Genomic DNA, 20,408 nt, shown 5'->3' on the forward strand with positions numbered 1-20,408 from the left:
TCACCTGATTTATAGAAATATTTTTATTATTTAATGCATAATTGATTTAAATCCAATACTTTTGCGACAGTGAATTAGTTGATGGGAATTTAGAGGTAAATAATTGATTTAATTAATATAAAAATGATCAAAAAACCTTTGCACAATTTCCATATTCCCGTAATGGGATTGGCGTATACGATAGATAGTCCTATTCGTGTGGCGCAATACGGAATATCTTCCGTAATTTCTATAATTGATGATGAGATTATAGAAAAAATGAAAAATTTTTACAGTAAGAAGCTTAATCTGAATTACTTAAGTGTTTCAACAAAGATAGACGACTACCGCGCCAGGAGAATTACAGATTATCTTGATATGGTAGATGATATCGTGAATGAAAAATTTGAGGCATTCAAAGATGAGATTTCTAAAAACAAAACGGCTCTGAAAAGCTTTATGGAAATGCTTCCAAATACTTCAGAGCTGAAAGACGGTTTGCAGAATTTTCTGAACAGGAACGAACTGGCTTCTACCATTAAAAATTTCATTGAAACCCATCTTTCTCCCGGAAGTATTGATGTTAATATCATGACGAAGGTGGATAAGGATAATTTTAAAGATAAGCAGCAATTGCCTGTGATTTATAATGATGCCCATGCTTCTTTACGCGGTTTTGCAAAAAGTAAATTATCTTCTTCGATGGTGCTTTCGGCAGGAATGAATCCAAGATTATACAGCTATATCGAAGAATTTAATGATTTTTTTCCGAATGAAAGCGGTCAGTTAAAGAAGAAAATTATTCTTAAAGTTAGTGATTTTCGTTCAGCGATGATTCAGGGGAATTTTTTAGCAAAAAAAGGACTTTGGGTTTCCGAATACAGAATTGAATCTGGCTTAAATTGTGGCGGACATGCTTTTGCTACAGAGGGGCTGCTTTTAGGACCGATTATGGAAGAGTTTAAGCAAAAAAAACGGCAACTGATCGACTCTGCACATCAATTGATGATAAAAGCTTTGGAGCAAAAAGGAAAGTTTGTAGTTCCCGAACCTTTGGAAATGAAGATTACCGTTCAGGGCGGAGTCGGCACTTCAGAAGAACATGATTTTCTTTTACAGCAGTATGATGTTGATAGTATCGGTTGGGGATCCCCGTTTTTACTTGTTCCGGAAGCGACTTCGGTGGATTCTGAAACGCGAAATTTGCTTTTACAATCTAAAGAAAAAGATTTTTATCTGAGCAACCTTTCGCCGCTGGGAGTTCCTTTTAATACCGTAAAAGGCACATCGAATGAAAGAATTAGACAGGAAAAAGAAAAGAAAAATCGATACGGAAGTTCTTGCCCGAAAAAATTGTTGGCGCTGAGTAAAGAATATTCTTTGGAAGGAATTTGCACCGCTTCTAAAAAGTTTCAGGATATTAAATTTGCCGAATTGGAAGCGGAAAAGCAGCAGCTGAATGATATTGAATATCAAAACAGAAAAGAAAATATAGCTGAAAAAGCCTGTCTTTGTGTTGGCTTGGTTAATTCTGCCTATCTTGAAAGTAATCTTGAAATAAAAGGTGAAAAACAGGGCGTAGTGATTTGTCCGGGACCCAATCTTGCTTTTTTTGATCAGGAAGTTTCGCTTTCAAAAATGGTACAGCATATTTACGGAAATGATGATATTTTAGGTGATAAAAACCGCCCGAATATGTTCATTAATGAGCTTAAAATGTATGTTGAACATTTGAAGAAGGAACTCAATGGTTTCACCGAAAATATAACCAATGCCCAAATAAAAAAATGGAATACTTTTAAGCAAAACCTTTTGCTGGGCGTAGAATATTATGAAAATTTGTTTAAAGAATCTGGTTTTTTCAGGAAGGATATTTATTTAATGAATCAGCTTTCTGAGTATAAACTGGAGATTTTGGAAGTTGAGATTCCTAAAATTTAAATGATAAATGTTATAATCCTTGTCAATGTTCAAAACCTTGACAAGGATTTTTCAAATTAAATTTAAACTAAAATAATTTTTTCAGAATCTTAAAAACAGATCCTCCGTTTACTCTCGTTCCGGAAGAACTGAAATTCACACTTGCACCACGTTTGCCAATAGTTGTAGAAACTCCTTTTTTACTGATATTTAAGTGAACTCCGGGGATTATTTTGATTCTTTTTCTGTAGCTCCAGCCCATGATATTTTTTTGTTTTATAATGACAAAATTATTAGAGTTGGATTGTAACTCATTACGGTTTCACGTAAAGAATAGAAATGATTTTTAACTAATATTGCTCATCAATTTAAAGTTTAAAACTATTTAGATTATACCATGGAAATATTACTCATTGTTATTTTGATTGGCGTTGTTTTCTTTTTTGTTGCCAAATCAAATAAATTAAAGAAAGAATTGCTTCAAAAAGATGCTCAGATCACCAGTTTAAATGTTGAAATCGGGCAACTCAGAACCGAAATTTTTAGATTTGAATCTGATACAAGATCATTGAATGATAAAAATAAAAGTTTAAAAACCGAAGTAGCGAATCTTCAGGTTGAAAGAAGAAATTTAGATGCTAAAATTAGACAGATTCAAACGACTAACGATACTTTAGAAGCTGATAAAGATTTACTTCATGAAAAAAATCAAAGTTTAAAAACGGAAGTGACAAATCTTAAAATTGAAAGAAGGGATTTAGATATTAAGATTTTAAAAGTTCAAGCTAATAATGACGCTTTAAAGAAATATCAGGATATCATTGATGTAAAAGTGGAGTGTGACTATCTTTTACAGAAAGCAGAAAAAGACAGTCGAAAATTAATCGAAAGAACACGGCAGGATCTTGTGGATGCCCAAAATGAAGCGAAAGAATCCCGAAAAGCAACCAAAGAATACAACGAAAAGAAGAATCGCGAAATCGCCTTATTGTTTGAAAATGCAGTAAACGAAGCGAAACGCATTGTTGAAACTGCGGAGTTAAAAGCCGAATCTATTGGTGGCGATGCGTATCGAAGTTTGAGAGAAGCTGACCAGATTGAAAACAGGATTCAGGCTATGAAAAATGTGATCAAAGGGTATGGAAACGAATATTTGGTTCCTACATATACTTTATTGGACGATTTAGCTCGTGATTACAGTCATAAAGAAGCGGGTGAAACATTGAAAAAACTGCGTGAGAATAATAAGCAGATGATCATTTCCCGACAAGCCGGAATCTGCGAATATATGGATGAAGAAAGAAGAAATACTGCTATCGATTTTGTGATTGATGCTTACAACGGAAAGGTAGATTCAATTATGGCATCGGTGAAAAAGGATAATTTCGGAATTTTAAAACAGAAAATAAATGATGCTTTTGAATTGGTGAATTTTAACGGACTCGCATTTAGAAAAGCAAGAATTTCGGAGATATACCATCATGCAAGGCTTGAAGAACTGAAATGGGCTTCGGTTATTCAGGAATTAAAATCTCAGGAACAAGAAGAGCAGCGACAGATTCGTGAGCAAATGCGAGAAGAGGAGAGGGCTCGACGTGATTATGAAAAGGCAATGAAAGAAGCGGAAAAAGAAGAATTAACACTTAAAAAACTGATTGAAAAAGCAGAATCTCAAGTGGCGAGGGCAAATGAAGAACAAAAATTGCTTTTCCAACAAAAACTTGATGAATTGCAGCAGAAATTAGAAGTGGCGGAAGAGAAAAACCAAAGGGCGATTTCTATGGCGCAGCAAACCCGGACAGGAAATGTGTATATTATTTCGAATATTGGCTCTTTTGGCGAAGATGTTTATAAAATCGGGATGACGAGAAGGCTGGAACCGATGGATCGTGTTCGCGAATTGGGTGATGCGAGTGTACCGTTTGAGTTTGATGTTCACGCGATGATCTATTCGGAAGATGCTCCGGCACTTGAAAAACAGCTGCACCGAAAGTTTCTTAAAAGTCAGTTGAATAAAATTAACCCAAGAAAGGAATTCTTCAGATTAAGCATCAATGATATTAAAAATTATGTTGAATCTATTGGTGTGGCTTGTAAATGGACATTAGCTGCAGAGGCAAAACAGTTCCGCGAAACAAAAAAACTGGAAGATGAGATGAAAAATAACCGCCAGTTGGAAGCCGATTGGGAACATTATCAGGAAGAAATTAATCCTGTAATTTATGAAGAAGCCGAAATAGAGGAGGTGGAAATATAATTCACAGAAAAATATATTAATTTTATTCTGCTGAATTTTAGAATTATAACAAGTTTTCCTAATGTTTATCGGGAAAATATTTTGCTGGTATTAAAAATGTTTCTATATTTGCACCACTGAAAACAACGATATAATCGGAGTTTCAAAGGAGAGTTGGCAGAGTGGTCGATTGCGGCAGTCTTGAAAACTGTTGACTGTAACAGGTCCGGGGGTTCGAATCCCTCACTCTCCGCCAGTTGGGAAACCAAAATAAGCTAAAACGCTGTAAATATCAATGTTTACAGCGTTTTTTGTTTTGTACAAGTATCAAAGAAAATCAAAAAAGGCCATATTAAAAGGGATCTAAAATGGATCAGGCGCAAAATTTGGGGACAAGGCAAAAGAGTTTAGATACTATAAGGTGAGATTTTTTGCTCTCGCAGATTTTGCAGATGATGCAGATTCTTTTCCTTACACTTTACATATTGAACACGAAGCCCCGCCAAGTTTTTGACAACTCCCGTTTTAAGTCTCACCAAACCTTTCTACCTATAAAAGACCGCAAAGGTTAAAACAAAAACAAAAATCAACGATACCATCTGTGGAAAATCTATGCGATCTGTAGAAAAATAAAAATATTCGAGTATCCGTGGCGATAATATGCAGCCCTCAATTTTATCTTTGATAAAATTCTTGCGACTTAAAAACATAAAGCATTAAAAAATATCTTTGCTGCTTTGCGAAAAAAACCAACAAATAGAGCAGCATCTGTTAAAATCTGCACCATCTGTGGGGAAAAAAAAATATTCGAGTATCCGTGGCGATAATATACTGCCCTCAAATTTTATCTTTGATAAAATCCTTGCGACTTAAAAACATAAAAACATAAAAACACCCCCCAAAAAAATATCTTTGCGGCTTTGCGAAAAAAAACCAACAAATAGAGCAGCATCTTTGAAAATCTGCACGATCTCTGTAGGAAATAAAAATATTCGAGTATCCGTGGCGATAATATGCAGCCCTCAATTTTATCTTTGATAAAATCCTTGCGTCTTAAAAAACATAAAGTATTAAAAAATATCTTTGCGGCTTTGCAAAAAAACCAACAAATAGAGCAGGATCCCCTGTGGGGAATAAAAATATTCGTGCATTCGTGACAAAAAATACATCTTCCCCCCCCCCCACCCCCCACTAAAACAATTTCTCCCCAAGTTTTGAAACTGATCCAAAATTGGTAGGAAAAGAGTTTGCAAAAGGAACTTTAACTCGTTGAAGTCATTTAAAACTTTTTTGTGTTATAAAACTTTCTTAGTGCAATGACCATAAATGCTAGATAATTAGTCATTCCTTAAAAACCAAGTAATATTTTGATTATCAGTTTTATGCACTTATATTTCGTAAAAAATCGTTGTAAAAAATTGCAATAAATTGTATTTTTAATATAAAAAGTGGCAAAATGTTAGGCAAAATAAGAGAGGATTTACAGCAGAATTTATTCAAGACCAGGCTTACGGAGCTTATTAATATGGAGCATCCGGTGGTAAAATTAGCTGGGGAGATTTCCTGGGATAAAATGGAGTCAGAGTTTGAGAAAATTATTTTCAGAAAACGGAAGACCTTCTACCCCCCCCCACCACACTATCCGTAAAAATAGCAGGAATGCTTTTGCTCAAGGAAATGTTTAAAGAAAGTGATGAAAGTGTAATAGAGAGATGGATTGAGAATGCGTATTGGCAATATTTTACCGGAGAAACCTTTTTCCAGACAGAGCAGCCTTTCGATCCGAGCAATTTTGTACACTTCAGAAAAAAGAATTGGAGATAAGGGTTTGGAATTTTCTTTTGGGACAAAGCGTTTCTCTCCATCCCAAAGCCAAAACAGAAGATGAAGTTCAGGTAGATACGACGGTTCAGGAGAAGAACATTACCTTTCCTACCGATGCCAAATTAGCAAAAAAAGTAATCGACAATTGTAGAAAAATAGCAGAAAAAGAGAGCGTTGTACAAAGACAAAGCTACAGAAGAGTGAGCAAACAATTATTGCGGGACGCTTTTTTTTTTGGACATCATCCCAGAAGACAGAAGAAGGCAAAAATGGCGAGGAAAAAGCTCAGGACGATTGGTAAAAGAGTTTCTTCGGGAATTGGAAAAAAAACTTCCTAAAGATGTTTTGAAAGGCTACGAAGACGTTTTTAAAATTTACCTTAAAGCACTCACCCAAGAACGTACCACGAAAGATAAAAATTTACAGTCTTCACGAGCCACAAGTTGCGTGTATTGCGAAAGGAAAATCGGGAAAAGCATACGAGTTTGGGACAAAAGTAGCAGCAGTAAAAGAGGTCGGAAAACAGGGATCATCAGCTCGGTAAAGAGATTTTCTGGCAATCCTCACGATAGTAAAACTCTTGAAGAATCATTGGCACAGAGTGAGACCCCCCCCACCCCAAAAGAAAATCCGTTGGCGGAACAAGACCTACGAAAGCCACTACAGACAGAGGATTTAAAGGAATCAAAGAAGTGGGAAGGAACAGCAATTTTGCTTCCCGCAAAAAAAGAAAAACAAAATATGGGCAACAAGTAGCCAGATTAAGATTCCGGGCAAGAGCAGCCATAGAACCTTGTATCTCTCATTTAAAAAGAAACCACTCCTTAGGATTAAACTTCCTGAAAGGAGTGGCTGGAGATATTAATAATGCATTATTAGCAGGGATTGGATACAATTTGAAGATGAGATTGAATCAAATCAAACAACAAATTCTTCTTTGGCTCGAACTTGTTCTCCGAATCTTTTTAGGCAAATATAATTTTCAAAGTCAAAAAACAGCTTTTTAAGGAGCGACCCCCCCCAAAAAAGATTTCCAACTAGACCACAGTAGTATCAAACCTATTGAGCAATGATCTAAAAGCTGTCTAACCAAGCATTTGTTCTTTCCTATAGTATATCTTTGATGGGTATAAAAGCTCATCAAAATAAATCTCGTCTGTATCTGAGCCATTACGCTTATTGAAAGCAATATTTGCTATGATATCTTTATTTTCACAATACTTTCTGAAGTTTTGAGCATCAAAACCCTGCATCAGCATTCATAAATAATCCCTTTACAACAATATCTGCCTTTTCTAATGTTTGAGTGATCTGATCAAAATAGATTTCAATATGATACAGATCATTATGATTTCCTGCAATAGGGTCTGACATTGCTAAACCCCCCCCCCCTGTCTATCTGCAAAATAAAGCGAAGTAGTGGTCTTTTCTCTTTTTACAAACCACCCCTTGATAAGCGACCTCTTCTCCTCCCCGTAATGCTGATGTATGACTCCCGTCTAAATCTGCACTGGGATAAATCTAATTTCGATTTATTTTTTGATAATAGCTTTATCCAGCAATCTTGCCAAATATTTTTTACACACCATTTACGAAAATGATAGAAAACACTTTGATAGGTCAAAACATTCTCTGCAAAAAGACTTTTTACAGGTAAATAAGCCCATTGAACCCCTGTTTTCAGTTTGTATAATATGCAATTTACTATTTCAGCAAGAGGGGCTTTGGGAAAAAATCCTCGTTTTGGCTTAGGAAGATTAGGTACTATTTCATTTTCTATTATATCTTTGTCTAGTACTTGGTACATCATCGGCTTGATTTGTTTTTTATGTTTCGCAACACAAAAATAAACAAGCCGTTTTTTTTTATATTAAAAGTTTAAATGACTTCATAATTATCAGATTCTAATAGTGATAATAAATTTTCATCTATTGTTTCAAGTCCGACATTATACAATTTATGCAAAGTATCATAGTGATTATTGTCTAAAAAAGAAACTTCAGAATTAACAATATCAATTAAAGCTGTTCTTTTATACCCTTTACAGGGTATTATGTCAGCTCTCAGGAAATACTTCATTACAGATCAATTATTTGAGAGATATTTTTATAATAGTTCAGTGGAACAATCGATTGACCGCCGTATTTTTTAACAGAAATTTTTTCCGGTTTGATAGGTGTTTTTTCTGATTTTTCTTTATTCTTTATAGTGTTATACTTTCTAACTGTTGCAAACAATAGATTTTTCTCTTTCATAAATAAATTCAAATATTTTGTTGTAAACATCAAAGTCTCCTAAAACCTCTATAATGTCGTATTGGCCATGCGGATTAACTTCTAAAAAATAATAATTACCTAAATCATCAATTAATAGATCTATTGATCCAAATCTCAGATCCAGCTTCTTCATGAGTTCAATTATTTTTGTTTTAATAGAGGCATCCAGCGCAAACGGCATATCAACATCGTAGCTCTTCTTGTGTTTAGCTACAGAGAAAATATGCTCATCAATGTATACACTACGAACTTCAATGATATAACTTACAAATTCTTGAGATGTTGAAGGCAGTAACGTTTCTTGAAATTTATCAAGATCTGTACAGCTCATGATAACAGTTTCATGTTGAAAATATTCCCCCTTTCGAGTTTCTCCTGATAAAAAATCGTTTATGCGCTTAGCAACAAATATATTTTGAGATCTTTCGGAAAAATATCTTTTAATATCTTTTTTACCGGTTGTAATTATGGAGTTTGGTATTTCAAAACCAAGACTTTTTGCTATTTCATTTGTCTTTAGCTTGTTTTCATTATCGTATGGTATTGAAAGATTGGGTGTTTTTTGTAATATAAAAGCTATAAACTCATTTAATTTACGCCACTCTGAATTTAAAAATAATAAAATCTCTTTGTCGAATTCTTCAAAATCAGATTCAATAAATTCAATACATAAATTCAGATTTGAGGATGACGAGAATATACAGCTAATTGATTCTAGTATGATATGTTTTTGGTTTATTACCAAAACAGTAGAAGTATCATTATTTTGCTCAACTGAAATCGAATAAATTTTTGTTGGATCGATTACTTCAAAATCAATACTTTTAGCTATTAATAAGTCGAAAAGTTTATAATTAGTAAAATTATTTTCAGGATTAAAAATAAGAACCATTTCATTTGTGTTTAAATTTGTGGACGATAGCTGTTAGTCCAGCTCTAAATCTTCACCGATCATACATATTTTTTCTCGTCTTTCATTTAGTTTATCAGGATCAATGACTGGAGGATAAATTGTTTTACGGTCATCACTTTTATAAATGCCATAAAACTGTTTAGAAATAATACCCGGCAATTGTTGTTTTGTATTTCCAAGTAATTCTTTCGGATTCTTTTTAATTGCTTCTAGTGACTCATATCCGGTTTTTTTAATATAATAATAATCAAATATTCTTGCAAAATGATATGGGCTTAGATCTTGGTTTTTTATTGCTTCTTTCAAGTAAGGTAATAAAGTTTCAATTTGATTAGGCTTAAAATGTAACAGAGCCTGTGTAAAGTCGTAAGATATATCAACATGATATATGTTCAAGTCTTGACCACTTACAGAAATTCCCGGCCATTTTCTTATCTGATTAATAATCCCAATAAGTTTAGTATAATTTTTATTATTTCTCTCTTCTCTTTTTTTATTTCCTACAAGTACAGACTGAGATTTCTTATCATCTTCATGTATTTCATTAAGTAATTTTGCGATTTCATTATTTTTAGCTGAAGATGTAGTATTCTTAAGATTTTCTTTTATAATACTTTTGTCTATACAAGAGGGAGCTTCATTAAGTATTGTATTAATACTAACTCCATTGGATATTAACATTTTAGAAACAGATACAAAACGATCTTCCTTACAGTTTTTTGCATAAACTTTTAATGAAAAAAAGAGGTCAACAGACAATGGCTTGCTGTTTGATGACAGAGCTTTTTGGATCAAAGAATCCAAAACTACAAAGTCTGTTGACCCTTGATTATATTTTAGTTTAGCGCTGTTGAAATTCCCATAATAAGGAGAGCAAGTAAAATCTTCAAAATTATTTTTTTGAGCATACAAGAACCCTATATTAAGGGTACAGAAAAATAATATTATTTTTTTCATTGCAACAGCATTTTTTAGCACTCCTGTACTTTTATCTTACGAAGAGAACCATCGTTATTGTCAATATAAGTAATAGTAATACAAGTACCATCATTAGCGCTACCTTGTACCACGTCTTTAGTTCTAGCACCCATCACTTTGGACATTGCTAATGAATTAAGTTGATTTTGTTTTAATTTTTCCATTATTAAATATTTTTTTAATTACCGTTACTTTCTACGTATCTAACTTTTACAACAACAGTTCCGTTATTTCTATCAATTGTAGTTACTTCTGCGCAATTTGGTCCTCCCATATCAAGCATTTGAACACTTTTTGATCTTGAACCAAGAACCTGAGCATACTGATTTTTAGTTAGCTCATGTCCCATGAACTTTTCTAATTTGTTTGTCATTTTTTTGAATTATGAATTTAATAAAATATTTTTGTCATACAATCCCTGACATGGGCTTTGCTGATCAGCATTTTATATTCATACTTTTGTACTGTACACATACAAAAATAAAATATTTGTGTTTTTACCTGAAGCAAAGATGCAGCAAGATCGAATGACTATGCAAGTGATTGATTCCTAAATTCATGAATTTACGCATATAAATTCATGAATTTATGGTATATAAAGTATTGTAAAAAAGCTATTTACGTTATTTTTAAAGTATTAAACCATAATCTTTTCAATTTCTTTTAAATATATAGAAAGTGGTGTTCCTGTTAGTCGTGGTCGGAAGATTATTATTTATTTCCCTGTGCCGCCCCCCCCCCCCCCCCCCCCCCCCCCCCCCCCCCCCCCCCACTACACTTTATGTTGCTCTCTTTTATTATATAATAAATAATTCTTTTCTTTTAGATATAGTTAGATCTTATTCCAATTTTGTGCTACAAAACTGTTGAGCTGATCTCTCATGACAATGTGGCTTGCCTGTGGCAGACGAATTATTTTTTCAACTTTCTGAAAGCTCTCTTTTGTTTTTGGTACATGGTAAGCTTTTACGAAGGCATTACAGAAATAAATAACTTCGTACGTTTCTTTTTTATTGACCTTTTGCCTATTCCGGACATCGGTAAACTTAGAATTGACTCCTTTAGTAACTGTCCTTTGATAATCATTGTTGACCAGGTCATTTTCATTAAATTCTCCCATAAATATTTTGTTTTGTGTTCTTTAAAGATAATAATTTTTATATTCTTACTTTTCTATTTATGGTAAATTATACAAATTTCAGAAAACGAAAATATTACAAATAGTCAAATCAATGTGATTACACAGAGTAAATTATCCTGGACTATCCAGAAAATCTTCCAGCCTAATATCTTTTCCCAAACCAAACTTTTGCTTAAGCCTGTATTTAAAAATTCTAGCACTATGAGGTTCCACCGAAAGAGTTTGTGCAATCTGATTAGTAGACATCTTAAAGTAAATAAAAGTACAGTATTTCAAATCTAAAGGATTGAGATTTTGTATTTTCTTCTTATTAAGTTTGTTGAAAAAATCAGGATGAATATCCTGCAACTGTTTTCTTGTGTGTTCAAAATCTGCGTTAGAAAGCATTTCCTCTTTTATCAGTTTTTTTAAGTCAAAACTTGTACTCTCACCTTGATCAATTTCATGACTGATTTTTTGCAGCATTTTATTCTTATGTTCTATAATTACTGAGTTTGCCAAAGCCTCCTTTTCTAACTGATTTTTTTTAAGTTCCAGCAATTCCTGTTCGGCTTTTAACCTAGCTTGTTCCTCTTTTTCTATTTTAATCTGGAGTACACTTTTTTCAAGCACATCATTTTTATCGGATTGTAGTTTTTTCTCTCTTTCTACTGAATAGCGTAGTTTGAAATAATAGGAAATGCATATAAATACTAAGCCAATATAATTGCTACAAAAAGACCTGCATAAAGCTAGTCATGGTCGGAAGAAAAATCTTCCGACTTTTTTGTTTTATCACCATCTTTCGGCTACTACTAAAGTGGATCATTACAGTAAGGTTTTGCACGGCAAAAAAATGTTCTATCTTCTCTTGTTCTGCATCTTTGATAACGAAAAACTAAGTCAGAGAACTTTGGAAGATACATTTAACAGCAGCGGGTTCAAAGCACTTTTTGTTTTGGGGGAAGCAGAGAAAATTCGAAGAAGCTCAATCTCAGAGAGACTTTCCAGAATCGATTCTAATTATTTCAAAGAGATCTATGAGCATATGTACACAAGATTTTCGGAACTTTATTCTAAGACCGAAATCGAAAAATACAACTTAATCAGAGTAGACAGCACTATTGTTGCAGATACCTGTAATAAGCTCAAAGAAGGAATCGATCAGAAAGTAGGAAAAAGCTGGTGAAATTCAGTTTTTCGTTTGATGGAATTTTACCTTCGGCAGTAGAGGTTTTTACGGGACAAAAATATTCGGCAGAAGACAATGCACTTGCCGAAGCTGTTTTGAAACAGATAAAAAAAGAAGAACATCACCATAATATTTATACCATAGACAGGGGATTGCAATCCACCAGAACAATGAAAGAGTTTGAAGAGAAGTGCATGAAATTTATTATTCGCTCCAAAGAAAACAGAAAATTTGAAGAGATTGAATCTTTTCTTGAAACAGAAAATATTCTAAAATGGAATGACTGGAAAGTCATCAAAGACAGTAAAGTAAAACTTTATACCGGAAAACCTATTCAAAACAAGCGTGGAAACATCCATCATCGGGAAGAAAAAGTAGAGACCTGTTTTCGCTTGCTGGTCATCAAAAATGAAAAAACAAACAAAGAATTTTGGTTTCTAACCAATGAGTTTGAGCTCTCTGCAAGAGAAATATCGGACTACTACCGTAAAAGATGGGATATTGAAGTGTTTTTCAGGTTTATGAAACAGGAGCTTAATTTAATTCATCTTATTTCACTCAATAAAAACGGAATTGAAGTAATGGTTTATATGACAATGATTGCTTCTATGTTGTTATTAATCTATAAAAAAGCAAACAGTTTAGGTTATAAAACCGCAAAAAGGCGCATCACAATGGAACTTCGAGATATGATTACCGCGATTTTAATCGTCTTCGCAGGTGGTGATCCTGCTAAAGTATTTAAAACATAAAAATGGTCGGAATTTCTTCCGACCACGACTAGGCTTACAGGGCATTCTATGGGCGGTTATGAAACCAATTTTATTGCAACAAAATCAAACCGTTTTGCGGCATATCTATCAGGAGCTTCTGTAAATAATATTGTAAAGTTTTACTTTTCTTATAATACTCATTTTAATCTTTTCGACTTTTCAAGATTTGAAAATGGGCAACACGAAATGAATGTTCCTTTTTCAGAGAATAAGGAAAAGTATTTTAAGAATAATCCGATTCATGAGGTGGAAAAAGTAAATGCCCCGATGCTCTTATGGGCAGGTTTAAAAGATGAAAATGTGACTCCGGATCAGACAATGGCTTTTTACACAGGGCTTCTAAGAAACCGAAAACCTGCGATTGCTTTATTGTATAAGGAAAAAGGGCATGATTTGGGAATAGGAAGCAGGGAAAGTAAAGATTTAAACCTGAAAACTTTGGAATGGTGGGGGTATTTTTTGAAGGATGAAAAAATGTACCGTGGATTGAGAAGGAGATGGTAAAATAACATTAGTTTTTCACAAAAAAACAAGTAATTTAAGCATAAAAGATCAATTTTTTATAACCAAGGCCTTACTTTTTACTATTGCCAATTTAGGAAAGTATCATTCACATGAAAAAATCTTTTTGGGTATCTCAAAAAAATCTTTCCGCTAGGCTCCAATAATTTTTTCAGACACTCCTGAATCCTGCGGACAAAAAGATTTCAAGCCGAATCCTCCAATTTTGGAGGATTCGGTTTTACGTGCCTGCTCCTGTTCTCGGTCAAAGGCAAAGAAAAAGTCGGAACCTCAGTTATACGAATCAATTCAATCAAAATTACTCTAAACTCATCAATAGTAAAGATCAATTCTGTTTTACAATTGTAAAGGAAAAGAAAAAAGTCGAGTGTCCTCGAAACCAAATCAATTCATTGGAAGTGTTACAGTCCACAAAATACAACTAAATATCGTCGAATGAAATGTCAAAAACGAAAAAGTCGACACGATTGTGTTTTCTAAAGTATTAAGATTATTGTTACATTAAACTAAATATTCAATTTTCTGATTTGTAAAATGATGTTAACTGACTTTCTTTTCCTAATTTTAGAAAGTAGGAAGTTTAAAATTTCAATTGTAAATAATGTTTATCAATCTATTATTATAAAGGAAGTGAAAACAATTATAACCCAAAATCGAGTAGAAATTAGTATCTAAGTGTAATTTTCAAGTTTTTAATGAAAGATAATCTTAACAAGCAAATTGATATGTTTCGTTCCTTATTCCAAGGCAGGGAAGACGTGTTTGCAATTCGTTGGGAGAAATCTGGAAAGTCCGGCTATATGCCTCCCTATCAGTATGACCCGTATCATTATCGGGTACATAAAATGAATGGTGGAACTTTTGCAAATTATCCACACAAAACCTATTTACCACTTACCGATAACGAAATTCAAAAACATTTAAACGGTATCCAACAAATTGGAATTTATCCTTTATTAATGGATAATACTTCGTGGTTTTTAGTTGCAGATTTTGACAAACAAAATTGGCAAAAGGAAGCTGTAAATTTCTTAAAATCCTGCAAAGAGAAGAATATCCCTGCATATTTGGAGCGTTCCCGTTCCGGAAATGGAGGACACATCTGGATATTTTTTGACAAACCTTATCCGGCTATCCGAAGCCGCAAGATTTTTATTTCTATTTTGGAAGAGTCGGGAGCTTTTTCAATGTTTGACAAAGGTTCAAGTTTCGATAGATTATTTCCTAATCAGGATTTTCTTTCGGGAAAAGGTTTGGGTAATTTGATAGCCCTGCCATTTTTTAAACCTGCAATGGAAAATGGAAATAGTTGTTTTATCAATCCTGAAACATTTGAACCTTATCCCGATCAATGGCAGTTTTTGAATGAAATAGAAAGGATTCCGGTTGACATATTGGAGGATTTCTATCAGGAAGTTTCTCCAATACAAAATCTACAAATTCCTAAAAGCAAAAACGGCAGGCTTACCATTACACTTCAACAAAATATCCGTATTCAAAGAGATGGATTGGCGACTTCACTTATCAATTTTCTGAAAGAAGAATTGAATCTTGCTAATTCAGAATTCTTTATCAAGAAAAAATCGGGTAAAACTACTTTTGGAACAGAGCGCTATTTTAAACTGATTGAAGAGACAGAAAACGAAATTATTATTCCACGAGGTTTTATTGGAAAATTGCTTCGATTTTGTAAAGAACAAAACTTGGATTTTGATTTTCAAGACCATCGAAAACAAAAAGAAAAAGTTGGATTTTCATTTAATACAACATTAAAAGAACATCAGGATAAGGTCATTGATGGTATTTCAAAAAAGGATTTTGGAGTAATCGTTGCTCCACCCGGTTCTGGTAAAACAATAATGGGCTTAAAAATTATTGCAGATAAGAAACAACCAGCTTTAATCGTTGTTCATCGCAAACAATTACTAGAACAATGGCAGGAAAGAGTGCAAGCATTTATAGGAATTCCTAAACATGAAATTGGTATTATTGGGCAAGGAAAAGCAAAAATTGGAAAACAGATTACAATTGCTACCATTCAGAGTTTACCAAAGCAAATTGAGCAGATCCAGAATCAATTCGGAACCATTCTCGTTGACGAATGTCATCACATTCCTGCCAAAACTTTCCGTGATACGATTGAAAAGTTGGAAACATTTTACCTATATGGACTAACAGCGACACCATTCAGGAAATACAATGATCATAAATTGATTTTTGCTTTTCTCGGAGAAGTAATCTCAGAAATTACAAGCAACGAAATTGAAAATTTTAAACACGCTCAAATTATTGTCAGAAACACTAAACTGGATATTCCGTTCAATTCAAAAACAGATAATTTTGAAACCCTTTCAAAAATTTTAATTCACGATTCGGAAAGAAACAAGTTTATTCTGGATAACATAAAAACAGAGCTTTCCAAAGGAAAGCGAATTGCAATTATCACGGAAAGGAAAGAACATATTGATACACTTTACCTTTTCCTGAAGCAATCTTATGAAGTGATTACACTGAGTGGCGATGATTCTGAAAGTAATAGAAAATTAAAATGGCAAATTTTACAACAAGATAACTTTCAGATATTTATAACCACCGGACAGTATTTTGGAGAAGGTTCGGATTTATCAAATATCAGTTCTTTGTTTCTGGTATATCCGTTTTCATTCAAAGGCAAGTTGATTCAATACATTGGTCGCGTACAACGGTCTGAAATCAGCCCAACGATCTATGATTATCGGGACAGCAAAATTGATTACCTGAACAAACTGTTTTTAAAACGAAATACCTATTACCGTCAAATAGCAAGACAGGCAAGTTTGTTTGATGAACCAACAGAGGGTACTCCTGAAAGACAAAGTTTGGTCATAGAGAAACAAATTAAAATAGCTATAGAAGATTTAGATTTCAGATATGGGAATGTTGGTTTTAAATACATAAACAAAGAAAACGATCAACAATTAGATTTTGAAATAGAAAATGAGGAATTTAGACCGGAGTTTGAAGTTTTGAAACCTTATTTTATCAAGGTTTTGAGATCAAAATATGTTAAAATTGATATTTATGCTGAAATAGAAAATGGTGTTATTTTATCACAATTAGCTACATCCTCTGATCTGGAAAACATCAATAAAGAAATAATAGGAAGTGTAAAATTTCAATTTCTCAATAAAAATTTTATCAGTCAGATTCCGACATTGAAACAAAACATTCTTACAACCGATGAACTACCAAAAAATCAAAATATTTATACCGATGCGCAGAGTATTTTGGAAAATTTATTAAATGGAAAACAGTATAAACATTCCAACCATATTCAGTATTTGGCAGATAAGCATGAACGACATGTTATGAAACTAAGGTTTGTTTTACAGCCGTTTTCCTTTGTGTTTTTAATTGCCGGAGAGCAAAGTTATCACATTGTTTTAGAAACCTTAGATACAGAAGAAGCCACCTACATTTGGCATACAGACAAAAATAAATCAGTACTAATGGAGACTGTAAAGCAAATAGACAAAGAACTCAATATTATCCGAGACAAAGGACGGCAAGCCTATTTAGAAACCAATCCGCAGAACTTTTCAAGAGTTATGCACGATTATTCTAATGATAATAAAGGTTTTATAGTGTGGAAGGGGCAATTAGAAGAACGATTAGTTTAAGCATATAGAAACTACTAACTACATCTTTTGTCAGATAATGATTGCATGCTAATATAGTTATTGAATTTAAGTCAGTTAAATTTCGAGAAACTTGTTAAGAAGATGGCACAGTCAACATCCAAGTTTGCATAAAAATTATCATATTTTTTCTAGGTGAGTAGTATTTACTCATCCAGCCTGTCTAAACTTTTTTTTACAATGTCATAGCGAACCACCAGGTCAGCTACGATCTCTTTCAAACGTGCGTTTTCCTTCTTCAGGTCTGATACTTCATCACTCGTAGCCTCGCGAGCGACATCTCCATTTAAGCGCTTCTTTCCTGCTTCCATAAACTCCTTGTTCCAGGAATAAAACTGCGACTGTGCAATATTATGGTTCCTGCAAAGTTCGGCTACGGAGGTCTCCGCTCGAAGACCTTCCATCACGATTAAAATCTTTTGCTCTGCGGTAAATATTCTGCGGGTGTTTTGCCGAATATCTTTTACAAATTTTTCGGTCGGTTTCTTTTTCGGTGCTGCCATAATTAAAATTACTCTTTTTATGAAAACACTCCTTAACTTTTCAATATCTAATGTCTACTTTTTGCTGACGATTTACATAAGAACCAAACCTACTTTGCTTTCGGATATGTTAGATATTTCAATATTTATCTGTATAGCATATAAATAAGAGATAACCATAAAGTGGTAAGTCAGATGCAAAAAGCACTGAACGAAATTAAATTTACAATTGATAAACAAGGGAATTTACTGAGAGTTGAGAATTTAGATCAGATCAAAGATCGTTGGCAAAGTGTTAAATCTGAAGCTATAGAATATAACCGTAGTAATACTTCTTTAGTTGAACTGTTTAAGATTCAGGACGAAGCTTTTGAGAACAAGGGTGGTGTAGAGGCAATGGTAAGAGCTATGGAATTTTTTGATATTTATATCAATAATCTTTATGGCAGAGATTTTTTTTCAAGAGTAAAAAAATCAATTCCTAATCTTTTCAGATCTGGTACAATTCCGTTCGTTCTTAAATATGACAGCAACAAAAATAAAGATTTTGAAAACGTGAGTAATGTAATTCTTTAACCTCAAAATGTCAAATGACGTGTCCTATTGGAGGAACAATTACTTATGCACCTGGGATAACAAGTACTTGGCAAGCTCTAATTTACACTGCACGAAATACAGGTTGGGTATGTCTTGAAGGTGCCATGCTTGGAAAGCTTGGTTCTGCAGGGTTTGGTGCTTTTGCGGGAACAGCAACACCTGCAATGTCTACAGCTTTGATGAACTTTGCATTTTTAAATGTTTCTGCGAGAGCTTTAGCAGCAGGTGATCAGGTTGTATTTGAGGGAATGTTGCGTAATGGAAAAGATTTTAGCGAAACAGGTGATGAAGCAATTTCAGGTTTGACTATATTTGAACAGCCTTTTATCCAAATTTGGAAAAAGGCCACAGGGGAAAGTGCTCAGTCTTTGAACTGGCAGGATTTCTATTATGCGGGATTATCTCTTGTAGGTACCAGAGCAATGTATGAGAGTGCCAGAACAAATCCTAATATAGCAGCCGGGATTTACAGACAAGGAGCTCAGCTAGGTAATGCCTTAAAAAACGGTAAACTTTTTGAGCGGGTAACTTTAGAAGGTCGATTTGGTCTTGAATCTATCCATGATAATCCCGTGTGGAGAGCATTGTGGGAGCAGGCTAAAGAGAATAAAAGAAATACAGGAAATGAAAACCCTCTGACCAGATATGAAAATGGGCTGCGTGGACGGATCCCTAATCGAAGAAAAAATGTATCATATGAACGAGAAGCTTTTAGTTATATTGAACAAGAATTTAGAAAGCTTGCAGCAGAACGAGGGGTTGAAGTTCCATCTGGACAAGTACATCATAACAATTGGCCTATTGAAAAATATTCAGATAATGCACTGGATCCCAAAAATCTTTATCCTACCGAACCCAGAACCGCAACGGAAAATCAACATAGAGATATCCATAGAGCTACAAGTACAGGACCACATCCATATAACACACCAATAAGCCCTAAGCATGAAAAACCATTGTATGAATATAATCCACGCCCTTTTGATGATAATGATAACGATTAAGTTATGAATGAAATTATAAATGAAATTTACCCGGATTCTCGAATAATTGATATTTCAATAGGAATCATAAAGCCATTTAATGAATATAGTGGATGGGAATATTATGGAACTACATCAAAAAATGAAAAAAGTGATTTTCCTTTTCCTCCTTTATTTATTCCCATCGTCATAGATTATAATTCAACCCCTGTTGCAGAGGGAATTATTAAACATTGGTTTTTGGATAGAACCCCCTCATTTGGATACATGGATTTCGGAAGTGGTTTTCAAATCGGAGAGTCAGCAAAGAATTCGGAACAGTTCATTAAAGGAATTTTATTCGAACAGTTTTTAAATGAGTATAATTCGGTAATCACCGATGAACTTCTAAATTTAGCTCATGAATTGAATATTTCAAACGAAGAGTTATCTGTGTTTAATGAAATTAGTAGGAGAGAAATTAACAACACAGAATGTTTTCTTCCTTCTTTCATCAAAAACCAACCATTGAACTGCGTCTATAATGAATACGATTATAGAGGCGGTTACCCAAGCAATGAAAATATAATTATTGATAAAAATATAGATCAGGCTTCCTTTTTTGAAATTTTTCATAAAGAATGGATAGGATATAATGCAGAGAAAAAAGGTTTTTCATTATTTCGAAAGGAACCCAAATATAAGCCAATTGAAAATATTCCGGAATGGCTAAAACCCAATGTAGATAAGAAGGATTTGTTTGAGAATTATATAGATAAGGAAGAGCTTGGCATGGCTTGGCTTACATTAAATGGTCCTGGTTTTAATCCTACTGAAGTTGGTGAAAGATTACAACGGCTGAAAGAGTTTTCCAATGAAAAAGGGTTTCATCTTTGGGTTGACTTCTGGTGTGCAAAATATGGGAATAGTAATAGCTTCGTATTTATTTAAAAGTAT

24 protein-coding genes, 1 tRNA gene and 1 pseudogene are annotated in these 20,408 nt (G+C 33.7%); 15 read left to right on the forward strand and 11 right to left on the reverse strand.

All coding sequences use genetic code 11. From position 1 onward, the window contains the following. The first annotated feature begins 123 nt into the window (after nt 1-123). Nucleotides 124-1,920 carry a hypothetical protein gene (locus VUJ46_RS01150; RefSeq protein ID WP_326983185.1) on the forward strand — a complete coding sequence of 599 codons (1,797 nt, stop codon included), beginning with the start codon at nt 124-126 and terminating at the stop codon, nt 1,918-1,920. 67 nt (nt 1,921-1,987) lie between these two features. Here VUJ46_RS01150 and VUJ46_RS01155 read toward each other — a convergent pair whose 3' ends face one another. After that, on the reverse strand, nt 1,988-2,161 hold the full coding sequence (locus VUJ46_RS01155; protein ID WP_326983186.1) for a DUF4236 domain-containing protein: 174 nt from the start codon (nt 2,159-2,161) through the stop codon (nt 1,988-1,990). 135 nt (nt 2,162-2,296) lie between these two features. On the opposite strand from VUJ46_RS01155, the gene VUJ46_RS01160 reads away from it, so the two are divergent. The 7 genes from VUJ46_RS01160 (at nt 2,297) to VUJ46_RS01190 (ending at nt 6,966) form a co-directional block, all read left to right on the forward strand. After that, nucleotides 2,297-4,156, forward strand: coding sequence for a DUF4041 domain-containing protein (locus VUJ46_RS01160; protein WP_326983187.1), 1,860 nt, complete (start codon nt 2,297-2,299; stop codon nt 4,154-4,156). 147 nt (nt 4,157-4,303) lie between these two features. Continuing rightward, a tRNA-Ser gene (locus VUJ46_RS01165) sits at nt 4,304-4,391 on the forward strand. Nucleotides 4,392-5,591: 1,200 nt separating this feature from the next. Beyond that, nucleotides 5,592-5,783 carry a hypothetical protein gene (locus VUJ46_RS01170; protein WP_326983188.1) on the forward strand — a complete coding sequence of 64 codons (192 nt, stop codon included), beginning with the start codon at nt 5,592-5,594 and terminating at the stop codon, nt 5,781-5,783. An 11-nt stretch (nt 5,784-5,794) separates the two neighbouring features. Then, the gene (locus tag VUJ46_RS01175; RefSeq protein ID WP_326983189.1) at nt 5,795-5,959 is read left to right on the forward strand and encodes a transposase; all 165 of its coding nucleotides are present in this window, start codon (nt 5,795-5,797) and stop codon (nt 5,957-5,959) included. Beyond that, on the forward strand, nt 5,950-6,297 hold the full coding sequence (locus VUJ46_RS01180) for a hypothetical protein (protein ID WP_326983190.1): 348 nt from the start codon (nt 5,950-5,952) through the stop codon (nt 6,295-6,297). The genes VUJ46_RS01175 and VUJ46_RS01180 overlap by 10 nt, the downstream gene beginning before the upstream one ends. Then, nucleotides 6,254-6,715 (forward strand): hypothetical protein, encoded by a 462-nt coding sequence (locus tag VUJ46_RS01185; RefSeq protein ID WP_326983191.1) that lies wholly within the window; start codon nt 6,254-6,256, stop codon nt 6,713-6,715. Before VUJ46_RS01180 ends, VUJ46_RS01185 begins: the two co-directional genes overlap by 44 nt. Continuing rightward, nucleotides 6,652-6,966 (forward strand): hypothetical protein, encoded by a 315-nt coding sequence (locus tag VUJ46_RS01190; protein ID WP_326985133.1) that lies wholly within the window; start codon nt 6,652-6,654, stop codon nt 6,964-6,966. Before VUJ46_RS01185 ends, VUJ46_RS01190 begins: the two co-directional genes overlap by 64 nt. A 232-nt stretch (nt 6,967-7,198) precedes the next feature. Here VUJ46_RS01190 and VUJ46_RS22945 read toward each other — a convergent pair whose 3' ends face one another. From VUJ46_RS22945 to VUJ46_RS01230, 9 genes are all read right to left on the reverse strand, one after another. Then, a complete protein-coding gene (locus tag VUJ46_RS22945; RefSeq protein WP_442784940.1) occupies nt 7,199-7,333 on the reverse strand; it encodes a hypothetical protein in 135 nt (44 codons plus the stop codon). Nucleotides 7,334-7,394: 61 nt separating this feature from the next. Continuing rightward, entirely contained in the window at nt 7,395-7,769 is a 375-nt protein-coding gene (locus VUJ46_RS22950; RefSeq protein WP_442784941.1) for a transposase, read from the reverse strand. Between the two features lie 268 nt (nt 7,770-8,037). Next, the gene (locus VUJ46_RS01200; RefSeq protein WP_326983192.1) at nt 8,038-8,214 is read right to left on the reverse strand and encodes a hypothetical protein; all 177 of its coding nucleotides are present in this window, start codon (nt 8,212-8,214) and stop codon (nt 8,038-8,040) included. Beyond that, on the reverse strand, nt 8,180-9,127 hold the full coding sequence (locus tag VUJ46_RS01205; RefSeq protein ID WP_326983193.1) for a hypothetical protein: 948 nt from the start codon (nt 9,125-9,127) through the stop codon (nt 8,180-8,182). The genes VUJ46_RS01200 and VUJ46_RS01205 overlap by 35 nt, the downstream gene beginning before the upstream one ends. 33 nt (nt 9,128-9,160) lie before the next feature. Continuing rightward, nucleotides 9,161-10,105, reverse strand: coding sequence for a hypothetical protein (locus tag VUJ46_RS01210; protein WP_326983194.1), 945 nt, complete (start codon nt 10,103-10,105; stop codon nt 9,161-9,163). Nucleotides 10,106-10,119: 14 nt separating this feature from the next. Further along, nucleotides 10,120-10,290, reverse strand: coding sequence for a hypothetical protein (locus VUJ46_RS01215; protein ID WP_326983195.1), 171 nt, complete (start codon nt 10,288-10,290; stop codon nt 10,120-10,122). A gap of 14 nt (nt 10,291-10,304) precedes the next feature. Further along, a complete protein-coding gene (locus VUJ46_RS01220) occupies nt 10,305-10,499 on the reverse strand; it encodes a hypothetical protein (protein WP_326983196.1) in 195 nt (64 codons plus the stop codon). Between the two features lie 459 nt (nt 10,500-10,958). Then, a complete protein-coding gene (locus VUJ46_RS01225; protein ID WP_326983197.1) occupies nt 10,959-11,246 on the reverse strand; it encodes a hypothetical protein in 288 nt (95 codons plus the stop codon). Between the two features lie 132 nt (nt 11,247-11,378). Further along, complete coding sequence (locus VUJ46_RS01230) at nt 11,379-11,879, reverse strand: hypothetical protein (RefSeq protein ID WP_326983198.1); 501 nt, start codon at nt 11,877-11,879, stop codon at nt 11,379-11,381. Between the two features lie 94 nt (nt 11,880-11,973). Between VUJ46_RS01230 and VUJ46_RS01235 the strand changes: the two genes are divergently transcribed. The 4 genes from VUJ46_RS01235 (at nt 11,974) to VUJ46_RS01250 (ending at nt 17,392) form a co-directional block, all read left to right on the forward strand. Continuing rightward, nucleotides 11,974-12,435: a hypothetical protein gene (locus VUJ46_RS01235; protein WP_326983199.1), complete on the forward strand. Its 462-nt coding sequence runs from the start codon at nt 11,974-11,976 to the stop codon at nt 12,433-12,435. After that, entirely contained in the window at nt 12,432-13,190 is a 759-nt protein-coding gene (locus VUJ46_RS01240; protein ID WP_326983200.1) for a transposase, read from the forward strand. Before VUJ46_RS01235 ends, VUJ46_RS01240 begins: the two co-directional genes overlap by 4 nt. A 48-nt stretch (nt 13,191-13,238) precedes the next feature. Further along, complete coding sequence (locus tag VUJ46_RS01245) at nt 13,239-13,715, forward strand: alpha/beta hydrolase family protein (RefSeq protein WP_326983201.1); 477 nt, start codon at nt 13,239-13,241, stop codon at nt 13,713-13,715. 713 nt (nt 13,716-14,428) lie between these two features. Further along, entirely contained in the window at nt 14,429-17,392 is a 2,964-nt protein-coding gene (locus VUJ46_RS01250; RefSeq protein WP_326983202.1) for a TOTE conflict system archaeo-eukaryotic primase domain-containing protein, read from the forward strand. Nucleotides 17,393-17,568: 176 nt separating this feature from the next. Here VUJ46_RS01250 and VUJ46_RS01255 read toward each other — a convergent pair. Beyond that, nucleotides 17,569-17,913, reverse strand: a pseudogene (locus VUJ46_RS01255) (transposase); the annotation flags it as partial. Between the two features lie 174 nt (nt 17,914-18,087). Between VUJ46_RS01255 and VUJ46_RS01260 the strand changes: the two are divergent. From VUJ46_RS01260 to VUJ46_RS01270, 3 genes are read left to right on the forward strand one after another with little or no spacing between them, the layout of a single operon-like run. Next, entirely contained in the window at nt 18,088-18,468 is a 381-nt protein-coding gene (locus VUJ46_RS01260) for a hypothetical protein (RefSeq protein ID WP_326983203.1), read from the forward strand. Nucleotides 18,469-18,482: 14 nt separating this feature from the next. Further along, on the forward strand, nt 18,483-19,493 hold the full coding sequence (locus VUJ46_RS01265) for a hypothetical protein (protein WP_326983204.1): 1,011 nt from the start codon (nt 18,483-18,485) through the stop codon (nt 19,491-19,493). A 3-nt stretch (nt 19,494-19,496) separates the two neighbouring features. Continuing rightward, entirely contained in the window at nt 19,497-20,402 is a 906-nt protein-coding gene (locus tag VUJ46_RS01270; RefSeq protein WP_326983205.1) for a hypothetical protein, read from the forward strand. Nucleotides 20,403-20,408: the final 6 nt, after the last annotated feature.

The organism is Chryseobacterium sp. MYb264 (assembly GCF_035974275.1).
In the GTDB taxonomy this organism is placed as follows: Bacteria; Bacteroidota; Bacteroidia; order Flavobacteriales; family Weeksellaceae; genus Chryseobacterium.